The sequence below is a fragment of the Clostridium sp. AM22-11AC genome, from assembly GCF_003473545.1.
In the GTDB taxonomy this organism is placed as follows: Bacteria; Bacillota; Clostridia; order Lachnospirales; family Lachnospiraceae; genus Enterocloster.
Map to the genome: position 1 here is coordinate 17538 of NZ_QUCM01000011.1, position 12822 is coordinate 30359.

Genomic DNA, 12822 nt, shown 5'->3' on the forward strand with positions numbered 1-12822 from the left:
ATGTTCACCTCCTATTTACCACTCTTTTTCCCGCTTCTAAATCCTACTTTGTAGTTGATAAAGAACTCACAACCAAGGATAAAGAACAGGATGATACCAGTAATGATATCCGATGCATTTTCATTTAAGTTAAACTGGGACGCGATCTGTCCTGCGCCCTTTTGCATGAACACCAGGAAGAAGGATACCAGGATCATTACAAAGGTGTTGAATTTACTCAGCCAGGAAACGATAATGGCTGTAAAGCCTCTGCCTCCTGCTGTACTGGTAGAAATCGTATGGCTTGCGCCGCCTACAATGATAAAGCCTGCAATACCGCAGATAGCACCGGACAGAGCCATGGTGCGAAGGATAACACGTTTTACATTGATGCCTGCATAGCGGGCTGTATTTTCACTTTCGCCAACAACAGCGATCTCATATCCCTGCTTGCTGTATTTTAAGTAAATGAACATGGCAACAGTCAGAGCCAGGACGATCACCAGGTTCCAGCCATAGTCCAGACCGAAAAGCTGCGGGATCCAACCGCCCTTTGTAGAGGAATTAATGGTTCCTACTGAGTTGGAGCCCTTTGGATTTTCCCAGAAAATAATACAATAGGTAATGACCTGGGTGGCAACATAGTTCATCATCAGGGTAAACAGTGTTTCATTGGTATTCCAGTAAGCCTTGAAAAAGGCCGGGATCACGCCCCAGATCATGGCTGCTGCTGCACTGCCAAGGAACATAAGAAGGAATAATACCACTGGAGGAAGGGAATTTCCCAGATAGATCATCATAGCTGCGGAAGTAACACCGCCGATCAGCACCTGGCCTTCTGCACCAATGTTCCAGAAACGCATTTTAAATGCCGGGGTAATACCAACTGCAATACATAACAGCACCAGTGTATCACGAATGGTCATCCATGCACGGCGCTTGGTACCAATGGCACCGTCAAAAATGCCCTTATACACTTCAATAGGATTTAAACCGGTCAGAGCTACGATCACGCCTGCACAGACCACCAGTGACAAAAGCACTGCGATTATGCGGATCAGCCAGCTTTTCCATGTTTCAATTCCGTCACGCTTGGAAATATGCATCAGAGGCTCTTTATTTGTAACTGTACTCATTTCCTTACTCATCCTGTTCGCCTCCTGTCTTTGTCATCATAAGTCCGATCTCTTCTTTTGTAGCTGTTCTTCCATCTACAATACCGCTGACCTTGCCGCCGCAAAGCACCAGAATGCGGTCGCAAAGCTCCAGGAGCACATCCAGGTCTTCCCCTACGCAGATCACCGCTGCCCCCTGCTTTTTCTGCTCATTTAATAAGTGGTAAATGGTATAGGAAGAGTTAATATCCAGACCGCGCACCGGATATGCTACCATAAGCACACGGGGATTGGATGAGATCTCACGTCCTACTAATACCTTCTGTACATTTCCGCCGGAAAGCCGTCCAACAGGTGTGGAAACACCGGGCGTTACGATCTCCAGCTCTTTGATCAGCTGCTCCGCCATAGCTTTTGGCGTTCTTCTGTCTGTAAAGAATGGGATGCCCTTTTTATAGCCCCGGAGCATCATATTGTCAGTCATGCCCATGGCTGCCACCAGGCCCATTCCCAGACGGTCCTCAGGAACAAAGGAAAGCTTGATGCCCAGTTTGCGGATGGCCGCCGGGCTCATGCCGGATAAGGTCTCTTCTCCGCCTTCCGGAGGATAATACCGGATGGTTCCGCCTTCCATTGGCTGCAGTCCTGCAATGGTCTCTAACAGCTCTTTCTGGCCGCTTCCTGCAATACCTGCAATTCCCAGGATCTCGCCGCTGTAAGCTGTAAATCCTGCATCATCCAGTGTTTTTACACCTTCTTTATCTACGCAGGTCACATGTTCCATTACCAGACGTTTCTGTGGATTTACCGGTTCCGGACGCTCAATATTTAAGGCAACCTTCTTGCCTACCATCATCTCTGTAAGGGACGCTTCTGTGGCATCTTTTGTCTGGACTGTACCAATATAAGCACCTTTTCGCAGAACAGATACCCGGTCAGAAAGGGATAATACTTCATGAAGCTTATGGGTGATAATGATAATGGAATGACCGGCTTCACGCATATTGCGGAGAACAGTAAACAGCTTTTCTGTCTCCTGTGGGGTCAGAACAGCTGTAGGCTCATCCAGGATCAAGATATCCACCCCTCTGTACAACAATTTCACGATCTCTACGGTCTGTTTCTGTGAAACGGACATAGTGTAGATCTTCTGGTTGGGGTCCAGATCAAAGCCATAACGGCTGGTCAGTTCATTGATCTTTGCCGCAACGCTTTTCATATCCAGAACTTCTTTTCCAGGAAGTCCCAAGATAATGTTTTCTGCTGCAGTCAGTACATCTACCAGTTTAAAATGCTGGTGGATCATACCGATGCCTAAGGCAAAGGAGTCTTTTGGAGAACGGATGGTCACCTCTTTTCCATTTACCAGGATCTGTCCTTCATCCGGATAGTAGATACCGGATATCATATTCATAAGAGTGGTCTTTCCACTTCCGTTTTCTCCCAGAATGGATAATATCTCTCCCTTCTTTACGGACAGACATACTTTGTCGTTGGCTGTTACTTTGCCAAACCGTTTTGTGATGTTTTTCAGCTCAATGGCATATGTTTCGCTCACCAGGCAAGACCTCCTTTTTCAGTGCTGTGTTTATATTTTTGTGTGGGTCTGTGCTGCTATTTCGCGGGTACATACTCAAGAAGCGGAGCCAGACAAAGGGTGACTCCGCTTCCAAAACGTTACTCTAAAAGAGCAGCTTTATGATTTGACTTATTAGTTGTCAATGGTTGTGATACCGTCGATGAGGATATCAAATGCTGGTGCAGAAGCAAATTCGGACTCATGGAAGTATCCGTCAGAAATGTATTCAATGTCGCTTCCGTCTTTCTTGTAGGTATCTAATGTCTCACCATTTACAGTCCATGTAGAAGTATCAAATACATGAAGTTCGCCGCTTGCTAACTTAGCTTCTACTTCTTCTACTTTTTCCTTGGTTCCAGGAGCAACTGCCTTGTCATTTAACTCCGTTACAAGAACTGCGCCGTCAGAGAAGCCCTTGCACCAGTCAGCAGGAATTTCTGTTCCGTCCAGTACAGACTGTACAGCGTAGGTCATGTAAATGCCCCAGTTGTTGCTTGCAGAAGTAAGTGCCTGGTCAGGAGCAGTTGCGATCATGGAAATGTTGTAACCTACACAAGGAACTCCCGCTGCCTCGCAGGCTGTTGGAGCACCGGTTGTATCTGCATGCTGGCTGATCAGTACGCAGCCGTCAGAGATCAGAGCATCTGCTGCTTCTTTTTCAAGATCGAAGCTTGCCCAGCTGTTGGTGTATTTAACTTCCATGGTAGCGGATGGGCATACAGAACGTACACCTAAGAAGAAGGAGGTGTAACCACTGATAACCTCAGCATATGGATAAGCGCCTACATAACCGATCTTGCAGGCATCTTCTTTTACAGTGCCATCTTCGATCATCTGATTTAACTTAAGGCCTGCAACTACACCAGATACGTAGCGTGCCTCAAAAATAGATGTGAAGAAGTTGTGCATATTGGAAAGTCCGCTGCCTGCTGCCTGGAAACCGGTTGCGTGACAGAACTGAACTTCCGGATATTCTTTTGCTGCTTCTATTACATAGGACTCATGACCAAAGCTGTTTGCAAATACGATCTGGCATCCCTGGTCAGCTAAGTCCATTGCTGCATCCTTTGCTGTCTCATCTTCCGGGATGTTCCATTTTACGATCAGCTGATCGTCATTTAATCCTAATGCTTCCTGCATTTCTTTTGCGCCCTTGTAATGAGCGGCTGTGTAACCTTCGTTTTCATCACCGATGAAAATAAAGCCAACTTTTAAATCTTCTTTTGCTACGCCTTCACCGGTAGCTGCTTCTGAGCCTTCTGCTGCAGCAGTGGTCTCTTCTGCCTTGGAGTCAGCTGCCGGAGCTGCTGTTGTTTCCTGTGTAGAACCGCCTCCACATGCTGTTAATGAGAGCGCCATAACACCTGCTAATGCTGCACTGATGATCTTCTTTCCCTTCATAATACATCTCCTCCATTTGATGATATATGATCACTAAAGTCTCAAATACAGACTTTATTATAGCATGCTCTCTTAAGTTGTCAATAATCTTTATATTTTTCTGACACTTTTTTTACAATTACACAATTTTCATTATAAAGTCACACTTATTAATATTTATAAGTGACCATTTATTAATTAACTCCACAGGACCGTTCTTTAAAGACCTCACACATAATACCTGCTCCAATACGAAATCCATCACAGAAGGACTGGCGTTTTTCAAGATAGGTTAATTCCAGGTAGGTGTCTAATATGTTCTGAAATTCTTTCCGGTTTTCTTTGTCCAGCTTTTCTGTAAAATTTTCTATTTCTTTCAGGGATCTTCTGCAAAGTGTCTCATATTCTTCGTTTCCTTCTATTTTTAATTCTGCGGGAACAAGTTCCCCTGCATACAGCTGTTCTAATATGTTTTTCATGCCCCTGCCTCCTTTTGTTTTTAGAATAGCACAGCCCTGTCGCAAATGCAATCGAACAAAATCTTACGATTGCAGATGTGGCGAAGCTATATCATGATGTATTATTATATTGGGATTTAGTTCAATAGGGTCCAAAATGGCTCTTCCATGTATAAACGCATTCACGGCAATTTTGTCCATTTTGCTCCGCCGCCGATTAGGCAGGTCTTCGGCAAACTCGCTCACTGCGTTCGCTCAAACAGTGCCTCCAACCTGCCAGCTATGCTCACAAAATGGACAAAATTGCCTACCGAATGCTTATTATACATGGAAGAGCCATTTCTACTGTATTGGATATGTCACATAAAAAATGCCGTACTTATGTACAATCCCCCTCCCACATGAAAACTGCTTATTGGTTTGCTCCTACATTTTTTATTGTCAATAACGTAGAAAGCCGCCGGTGCACATTACAGAATAAGCATTTGTTTGAAAATCCGTGAGTGGGCGCGCATAGCGTCAGAACGGAGAACCACTGTTTGAGCACGCAAAGCGTGCGAGTTTGGTTCGCAGTTCTGACAATAGGCGACGCAAGCCCACGAACAAAGGATTTTCTCCCAAATGCGCATCTGTAATGCGTACCGACGGCTTTCGGACCCTTCGGAAATCTTTCAGACCTTAGTCGATTAAATCCTAATTTACATCTGCGTCATTTTTTTCATAAATCTCCATAAATTCTTCTCCTGTGATGGTTTCCTTATCCAGAAGATACTTTGCAATCTCATGAAGTTTGCCTTCGTTTTCTTTCAGGATATTCAATGCTTTTTCATGCTGGGTACGGACGATCTTCACTACCTGCTCGTCGATCATTCTGGCTGTTTCAGGGGAACAGGTTAAAGAGGTGTCACCGCCTAAATACTGGTTATTTACTGTTTCCATAGCCACCATATCGAATTCATCTGTCATGCCGTAACGGGTGACCATGGCTCTGGCGATCTTAGTAGCCTGTTCAATATCATTGGACGCGCCTGTGGTAATGGAATGGAAGATCAGCTCTTCGGCTGCACGACCGCCGGTAAAGGTTGCGATCTTATTTAATGCTTCTTCTTTGCTCATCAGGTATTTTTCACCAGCGTCTACCTGCATGGTATAGCCTAAAGCACCGGAGGTTCTTGGGATAATGGTGATCTTCTGTACCGGGGCGCTGTGGGTCTGGCAGGCAGCTACCAATGCATGTCCTACTTCGTGGTAAGCTACGATCTTTCGCTCGTCTGCAGGGATCACAGCATTTTTCTTCTGGTAACCTGCAATAACGGTTTCTACGCTTTCCTGAAGATCTTCCTGGGATACCAGGTTTCTGCCCTGACGGACGGCTCTTAAAGCTGCTTCGTTAATGATATTTGCAAGTTCAGCACCGCTGGCACCTGCTGTAGATCTGGCGATCACGTTGTAATCAACAGACTCATCCATTTTTACCTTGCGGCCATGGACCTTTAAGATAGCTTCACGGCCCTGAAGATCCGGAAGTTCTACCGGCACACGGCGGTCAAAACGTCCCGGGCGGAGAAGGGCCGGATCAAGGGACTCAGGACGGTTGGTAGCTGCTAAGATAACAACGCCTTTCTTTCCGTCGAAACCATCCATTTCTGTAAGCAGCTGGTTTAAGGTCTGTTCCCGCTCATCGTTTCCGCCCATTCCGCCGCCGTCACGCTTTTTACCAATGGTATCGATTTCATCGATGAAGACGATACATGGTGCTTTTTCGTTGGCCTGCTTGAATAAGTCTCTTACTTTGGCTGCGCCCATTCCTACGAACATTTCTACGAATTCGGATCCGGAAATGGAGAAGAATGGTACTTTGGCTTCGCCTGCTACTGCTTTTGCTAAAAGAGTTTTACCGGTTCCTGGAGGGCCTACAAGTAAGGCACCCTTTGGAAGGCTTGCACCGATCTGTGCGTATTTATCCGGGTTATGCAAGAAGTCTACGATCTCTTTTAAGGCGTCTTTGGCTTCTTCTTCCCCTGCTACATCATTAAAGGTTACACCTGTTTCTTTTTCTGCGTATATTTTTGCGTTGGATTTTCCAAAAGTCATTGCACTGCTTCCACCGCCCATACGCTTGGCCATCATACGGCCCATAAGCTGACCAATGATCACAAACATAAGGATCGGGAATACCCAGGTGGTCAGGAAGTTAAGTAATGGGGATGCCTGAGTGGGGATCTCTCTGCTGTAATTCTGGACTCCTGCGCTTTCCAGACGGTTTACCAGGTCATCTGCAGTGGTCATGTTTCCTGTTTTATAGGTAACCGCAGACCACGGTTTGTTTTTATCCTCATTTAATGTATACAAAATTTCTGTATAGTCACTGTTGACGTAGACCTGTTCTACGTTTCCTGAACTTAACTGTGTGGTGAACTCATTGAACGGTACTTCTACGGAACGCTCCATGACAGATGGAAATACTAATGCGTTTAATACCATTACAATGAGAAGGACGATACAGTAGTAGTATAAATAGGGTTTTCTGTTATTGTTATTGCTGCTGTTGTCGTTTTTTACGCCCATTGTGTTTTCTCCTTCTATTTTGTTTTATTTTGATTTTGATCTTTTCGCGATTACCTGTGTTTTTCGCTTTCTTGATGATAAAATAAACCCGCTTCCAGGTTTTGTCAATAGAAAATAGTAAATTTTTATTTACTTTTAATAATTATTGACATTTCATATTTGTTGTGGTACCGTTTGTTATATGGAACCATATAAAAAACACATCAGGACAGGAAGGAGACTTTTTTATGGTTGATCAGCAGGAGCTTTCTTCTGCGGGCTTAAAGTTTATGGATTTTGCCATCCGTTTTTTTAATATGGCCAAATGCCAGTACCAGCAACAGAACCAGGTGAAAGCGAATAAAGCGGGATTTCAGGTCCTTTTTATTTTAAGTATGCCCGAATATACGCAGCCTACTATGAGTTTTCTGGCTGATGAAATGGGAATTACAAAGCAGCAGCTGACAAAGCTGGTGAATGATCTGGAAGCCATGGGGCTGGTGAAGAGGATCCATGATGAGAGGAACCGGCGGCAGGTTTATGTGACTTTGACGGATGATGGCAGGAATGAATTTGAGGAAATAAAGCAGGCGATGTTAGAGTGTACGGTGGCTGGGCTTAAGGACTTTTCGGAGGATGAGCTGGAGCAGCTGGGGGATTGCCTTGAAAGGCTGATCCCGTTGTTGGAGAAATTCAGAGGAAACTGCTAATTTAAGCTGGGCTACAGATATATATAACCACCTCAAAATTGCAACCAATTTACCTTTTTGAGCATGTGATTTTATTTTTATAATGTGCCTTGCACCCACCGCGCCGCCAGGCGCGGTTCAATCATACATAAAAAAAATGAGTGTCAACAAAGCTTCATCTGTTGACACTCATTTTTTACAGCACCTTACTTAAGAAAGACTTCAGGCGCTCATTTTTAGGATTTGAGAAGAACTCTTCCGGTGCGGCTTCTTCCATGAAGTAACCGCCGTCCATGAACATGACTCTGGTAGCAACTTCTCTTGCGAAGCCCATTTCGTGGGTTACCACTACCATGGTCATTTTTTCAGCGGCCAGGTCACGCATTACGTTTAATACCTCGCCTACCATTTCCGGGTCGAGAGCGGAAGTCGGCTCATCGAAGAGCATTACGTCTGGCTTCATGCAGAGGGCTCTTACAATGGCGATACGCTGTTTCTGACCACCGGAAAGCTGGCTTGGATATGCATGGGCTCTGTCAGCAAGGCCGACACGCTCTAAAAGGCGCATAGCCTCTGCTTCTGCCTCCTGCTGGCTCTTGCCCTGAAGCTTCATAGGCGCCAGTGTCAGGTTTTTCATGATATCCATATGCGGGAACAGGTTGAACTGCTGGAATACCATTCCCATTTTCTGACGGTGTTTATCAATATCGGTTTTCGGATCTGTAATATCGGTACCTTCAAAATAGATATGGCCTTTTGTAGGCTCTTCCAGACGGTTTAAGCAGCGTAAGAAGGTACTTTTACCGGAACCGGATGGTCCTACTACAAATACTACATCACCTTTGTAGATATCCACTGTGATATCTTTTAATACTTCGATGTTTCCAAAGCTCTTTCCAAGGTTCTGCACCTGGATCAGAGGCTCTCTTTTTTCATTACCGCTCACTCTGACGCAGCCTCCTTTCCAGAATCTGGATCAGTTTTGTGAAGATCATAACAATAACCAGATAAACCAGTGCAACTGCGATCAATGGCATAAACGCACTGTAGGTTCTGCTTCGGATGATATCGCCGCCTTTGGTAAGATCCTGGATTGCGATGTAACCGGAAACAGAGGTCTCTTTTAACAGAGAAATGAACTCGTTACACAGAGTTGGCAGTACGGTTTTGAATGCCTGAGGCATGATCACGTACCACATGGTCTGAGCGTAGTTAAAGCCAAGGCTTCGTCCTGCTTCCATCTGTCCCGGATCAATTGACATGATACCGCTTCGGAAAATTTCTGCCACATAAGCGCCGGAGTTGATGCCGAATGCCATGATCGCTACCGGTACTTTATCAATACGTGTGCTTCCAAATACAACAAAATAGATGATCAGCAGCTGAACAACTACAGGTGTACCGCGGATAACTGTCAGATAGATCTTGCACAGAATATTCAGCAGTTTTAAGTTTCCTGTTTTATCGTGGGTAGAACGGATCATACCTACGATAAATCCCAGAACAATGCCCATCATGCAGGCAAAGAAGGTTATGATCAGTGTGGTCTTAAGACCATCTGCAATATAATGCCACCGATCATCTGAAATAAAATTCAGATAAAATGCATCTGTAAAATTTTTCCACATGCCGATCATCCTTTTCTCTCTAAATACTTGTTTCTAATGACTATTGATTACTCTGCCTTGATGTACTTAGCTACGATCTCGTCCAGAGTTCCGTTGTCCTTTAAGGTCTCTAATGCGCCGTTTACTTTGTCAAGCAGCTCGGTGTTGCCCTTCTTTACAGCAATTGCATACTCTTCTACAGTAAATGCTTCGTCTAAGATCTTTAAGCCTTCTGTTTCAGATACGAAAGTCTTTGCTGGCTCACCATCGATAACAACTGCATCGATCTTGCCCTGGCTTAATGCCTGAACAGCTTCAAATCCCTTGTTGTAACGCTCTACAGTGGTTCCGTCTGCTTCCAGATCAGATACATAAATGTCACCGGTAGTTCCTAACTGAACACCAACGGTAACTCCCTTTAAGTCATCTGGACCAGCGATCTCGCTGTCTTCCTTAACGATGATCATCTGGGAAGCAGTTGCATAAGTATCAGAGAAATCTACAGATGCCTTACGGTCTTCAGTTACAGTCATACCAGCTAAAGCCATATCAGCCTTACCGGATACGATCTCTGGGATAATGGAGTCAAATGCGATATCTTCAATCTCTAATTCCATACCAAGCTCATCAGCAATAGCCTGTGCGATCTCAGCGTCGATACCTACGATCTTGTCTCCGTCATGGAACTCGTATGGTGGGAACTCAGCGTTGGTTGCCATAACCAGTTTGCCGCCTGCTGCTTCCTTTGACTCAGCTGCTGTACTCTCTGCTGCAGTGGATTCTTCTTTTGCTGCTGCAGTTGTATCTGCTGCTGCAGCTGCTGTTGTCTCTTTTGCGGAACCGCCGCATGCGGTTAAGGATGCTGCCATAAGAGCAGCCATTGTCAGTGCGATTACTCTTTTTTTCATAATGTTTTCTCCTCTTGCATGTTTATGCATATTATTATGTTTGCTCCCTCTATGGTGGGAAAGCTGTCTGTTCTATTATAATGCTTTTTTTCTTTTTAGCAAGAGTAAATTTATACATAGGGTTTATGGGGTTTATGCAACTCTATATATAATTTTACTTTCTGAGAGCCGCCTGTACCAGGTGTTTGGCAAGAACGGCAGTGGTAACTGCGCCTACGCCTCCCGGAACAGGTGTAAGTTTTCCAGATTTTTCCTCTAAAGTTTCAGCAGCTACATCACCGCAAAGTTTTCCATTTTCATCTACGTTAATGCCTACATCGATCACAGTAGTATTTTCACCTACATAGGAGGCATCTAACATTTTTGCCTTTCCTGCAGCTGCTACCAGGATCTCAGCCTGTTTGCAGGTGCCTGGAAGGTCTTTGGTGCGGGTGTGGCAGATGGTGACTGTGGCATTTTCTTTTAAAAGGAGCATGGACAGAGGACGGCCTACAACCATGCTGCGGCCTACGATCGCTGCTCTTTTTCCTTCCATAGAAATGTCATATGCCTTTAATACTTCGATCACTGCCTCTGCTGTACATGGTGCAAATCCGGTAGAGTCTCCGGAGAATACTTTTGCAATATTTACCGGTGAAATGCCATCCAGGTCCTTTTTCGGGTCGATCATGGCTTCAATGTCTTTTTCACAGATCTGCTTTGGAAGAGGACGAAGGAGAAGGATACCGCTTACATCCGGGTCTTCGTTGATAGCGGTAAATTCTTTTTTGAATGCTTCGTCTGTGATGTCAGCAGGAAATGTATAGCACTGGGAGCGGAGTCCGAATGCATCCATTTTCTTTACAGCTCCTCTTTCGTAGGACATATCATCTGGATTTTCTCCTACGCGGACGATAGCCAGCTTTGGTGCCGGTCCGTTTATTTTTTCAAGCATTGCCCCTACTTCTTCTTTGATCTTTGCGGAAACAGGTGCGCCTTTGATTAATTCCATATTAATTTTCTCCTTTTATGATCATATAAGCTGTGCCAGGACTTTTTCGTAGATCTCATCTGCCTGGGAAGTGCCGATCTTGATCATGCGTTTTGCCTTCTGGTTGATCTCTTCTGCTTTTTCACGATTTTTCATGGATTTCGTGTTTATATATACATTCATGACAGCTCCAAGAAGCGCTGTACGGGTAAACTGTACCGCTACGCCCACATCGCTGACTGCCATGCGGCTTCCTTTATCTGCCAGGACGTCTAAAATTTCTAAGAGTTCCAGTGATTTTTCCATGATCTCTACTGGAACCATGCTGGCATCTAACAGCTTTTCTTCCATAACGGCATCTTTATGCTCTTTTTCTTCCGGGGTGGCGGATGGCAGGCGGTAACATTCTGCAAGAGGTGCAAATACTTCTGCGTCACGGTCGGAGAAGTGCAGGAATTCCTGCTGCATGTTCTTTAAATCAGTCAGGTATTTCTGCATTTCGTCTTCTACTTCTGCATATTTTTTCTTTCCTACAGTCAGATTTACCACCATCTGTCCCAGGGCATTTCCCAGTGCTCCTGCTAAAGCGGATGCTCCGCCGCCTCCCGGAACCGGCGCCTTAGATGAAAGGACCTCCAGGTACTCACTTATCTTTTTCTCTTCTGTCATTCTTTCTCCTCAATAATCTCTGTGTGCTGTCTGCACAGCAGACATGCTGAAACCACCTGTGAAAAACACGGGATGCGTATTTTGTTTCCTACGTTTTACCTTATTCCTCAGCCTTGACAATCACGTCTTTTGTCAGATCCTTGATCACTTCTCCTGCAATGATCAGGCCTACCACGGACGGCACAAATGCAGTACTTCCCGGAATATCCCGGCGTTCAGTACATTTATGAGCTGCACCTGGCGGGCAGATGCAGTGGTTTCTGCAACTGATGGCCATATCGTTGATCGGTCTTGTAGGCTGCTCCTCGGAGTAAACCACCTTTAATTTCTTTACGCCTCTTTTTTTCAGCTCCCGGCGCATAACTTTTGCCAACGGGCAGACTTTTGTTTTGTAAATGTCAGCTACACGGAACATGGTAGGATCTAATTTATTTCCGGCGCCCATGGAGCTGATGATGGGAACTCCTTTTTCTTTTGCTTTCATTACCAGTTCCAGCTTGGCTGTAACGGTATCTACTGCGTCTACGATATAGTCGTAATCTTCAAATGGAAATTCGTCTGCGTTTTCCGGCAGGAAGAAGCATTTGTGGATCTCTACCTTTACGTCCGGGTTGATCTCCAGCATACGTTCTTTCATCACTTCTGCCTTGTATTTTCCTACAGTTTTGCGGGTTGCAATGATCTGGCGGTTTAAGTTGGTCAGGCATACTTTATCGTCATCGATCAGGTCGAATGCGCCTACTCCGCTTCGCACCAGTGCTTCACAGGTATAACCGCCTACTCCGCCGATGCCAAATACTGCTACACGGGAAGAAGCCAGCTTTTCCATTGCCGCTTTGCCAAATAATAATTCTGTTCTTGAAAACTGATTTAACATGCATTTTTCCTCTTTATCTGTCACTCACTTGTCAGTAGTATCAT

General features: G+C 45.0%; 12 protein-coding genes. 1 reads left to right on the forward strand and 11 read right to left on the reverse strand.

Annotation, left to right across the window (positions count from 1 at the left end):
- Window positions 1-11 precede the first annotated feature (11 nt).
- The 5 genes from DW251_RS10925 to ftsH form a co-directional block, all read right to left on the reverse strand.
- Window positions 12-1127, reverse strand: a complete 1116-nt coding sequence (locus DW251_RS10925) for an ABC transporter permease (RefSeq protein WP_118301117.1) — start codon at window positions 1125-1127, stop codon at window positions 12-14.
- A complete protein-coding gene (locus DW251_RS10930) occupies window positions 1120-2652 on the reverse strand; it encodes an ABC transporter ATP-binding protein (protein WP_021870648.1) in 1533 nt (510 codons plus the stop codon). The genes DW251_RS10925 and DW251_RS10930 overlap by 8 nt, the downstream gene beginning before the upstream one ends.
- Window positions 2653-2805: 153 nt before the next feature.
- The gene (locus DW251_RS10935) at window positions 2806-4074 is read right to left on the reverse strand and encodes a BMP family ABC transporter substrate-binding protein (RefSeq protein ID WP_118301119.1); all 1269 of its coding nucleotides are present in this window, start codon (window positions 4072-4074) and stop codon (window positions 2806-2808) included.
- 173 nt (window positions 4075-4247) lie between these two features.
- A complete protein-coding gene (locus DW251_RS10940; protein ID WP_021870649.1) occupies window positions 4248-4532 on the reverse strand; it encodes a DUF6809 family protein in 285 nt (94 codons plus the stop codon).
- A 672-nt stretch (window positions 4533-5204) separates the two neighbouring features.
- The gene (ftsH, locus tag DW251_RS10945; protein ID WP_118301121.1) at window positions 5205-7079 is read right to left on the reverse strand and encodes an ATP-dependent zinc metalloprotease FtsH; all 1875 of its coding nucleotides are present in this window, start codon (window positions 7077-7079) and stop codon (window positions 5205-5207) included.
- Window positions 7080-7306: 227 nt separating this feature from the next.
- Here ftsH and DW251_RS10950 point away from each other — a divergent pair, with 227 nt between their 5' ends.
- Window positions 7307-7768, forward strand: coding sequence for a MarR family transcriptional regulator (locus DW251_RS10950; protein ID WP_118301123.1), 462 nt, complete (start codon window positions 7307-7309; stop codon window positions 7766-7768).
- Between the two features lie 175 nt (window positions 7769-7943).
- On the opposite strand, the gene DW251_RS10955 is transcribed toward DW251_RS10950, so the two are convergent.
- The 6 genes from DW251_RS10955 to DW251_RS10980 form a co-directional block, all read right to left on the reverse strand.
- The gene (locus tag DW251_RS10955) at window positions 7944-8693 is read right to left on the reverse strand and encodes an amino acid ABC transporter ATP-binding protein (protein ID WP_118301125.1); all 750 of its coding nucleotides are present in this window, start codon (window positions 8691-8693) and stop codon (window positions 7944-7946) included.
- Window positions 8683-9375, reverse strand: coding sequence for an amino acid ABC transporter permease (locus tag DW251_RS10960; protein WP_021870653.1), 693 nt, complete (start codon window positions 9373-9375; stop codon window positions 8683-8685). The genes DW251_RS10955 and DW251_RS10960 overlap by 11 nt, the downstream gene beginning before the upstream one ends.
- A gap of 47 nt (window positions 9376-9422) precedes the next feature.
- Entirely contained in the window at window positions 9423-10262 is an 840-nt protein-coding gene (locus DW251_RS10965; RefSeq protein ID WP_021870654.1) for a basic amino acid ABC transporter substrate-binding protein, read from the reverse strand.
- 154 nt (window positions 10263-10416) lie between these two features.
- The gene (locus DW251_RS10970; protein ID WP_118301127.1) at window positions 10417-11253 is read right to left on the reverse strand and encodes a bifunctional 5,10-methylenetetrahydrofolate dehydrogenase/5,10-methenyltetrahydrofolate cyclohydrolase; all 837 of its coding nucleotides are present in this window, start codon (window positions 11251-11253) and stop codon (window positions 10417-10419) included.
- Window positions 11254-11274: 21 nt separating this feature from the next.
- The gene (locus tag DW251_RS10975; RefSeq protein ID WP_118301129.1) at window positions 11275-11901 is read right to left on the reverse strand and encodes a cyclodeaminase/cyclohydrolase family protein; all 627 of its coding nucleotides are present in this window, start codon (window positions 11899-11901) and stop codon (window positions 11275-11277) included.
- A 100-nt stretch (window positions 11902-12001) separates the two neighbouring features.
- Window positions 12002-12778: a tRNA threonylcarbamoyladenosine dehydratase gene (locus DW251_RS10980; RefSeq protein ID WP_021870657.1), complete on the reverse strand. Its 777-nt coding sequence runs from the start codon at window positions 12776-12778 to the stop codon at window positions 12002-12004.
- Between the last annotated feature and the right edge of the window lie 44 nt (window positions 12779-12822).

Coding starts and splice junctions, on each gene's coding strand:
- DW251_RS10960 (WP_021870653.1), bottom strand. CDS start 9,375: ATGTGGAAAAATTTTACAGATGCATTTTATCTGAATTTTATTTCAGAT.
- ftsH (WP_118301121.1), bottom strand. CDS start 7,079: ATGGGCGTAAAAAACGACAACAGCAGCAATAACAATAACAGAAAACCC.
- DW251_RS10925 (WP_118301117.1), bottom strand. CDS start 1,127: ATGAGTAAGGAAATGAGTACAGTTACAAATAAAGAGCCTCTGATGCAT.
- DW251_RS10965 (WP_021870654.1), bottom strand. CDS start 10,262: ATGAAAAAAAGAGTAATCGCACTGACAATGGCTGCTCTTATGGCAGCA.
- DW251_RS10940 (WP_021870649.1), bottom strand. CDS start 4,532: ATGAAAAACATATTAGAACAGCTGTATGCAGGGGAACTTGTTCCCGCA.
- DW251_RS10980 (WP_021870657.1), bottom strand. CDS start 12,778: ATGTTAAATCAGTTTTCAAGAACAGAATTATTATTTGGCAAAGCGGCA.
- DW251_RS10970 (WP_118301127.1), bottom strand. CDS start 11,253: ATGGAATTAATCAAAGGCGCACCTGTTTCCGCAAAGATCAAAGAAGAA.
- DW251_RS10935 (WP_118301119.1), bottom strand. CDS start 4,074: ATGAAGGGAAAGAAGATCATCAGTGCAGCATTAGCAGGTGTTATGGCG.
- DW251_RS10950 (WP_118301123.1), top strand. CDS start 7,307: ATGGTTGATCAGCAGGAGCTTTCTTCTGCGGGCTTAAAGTTTATGGAT.
- DW251_RS10975 (WP_118301129.1), bottom strand. CDS start 11,901: ATGACAGAAGAGAAAAAGATAAGTGAGTACCTGGAGGTCCTTTCATCT.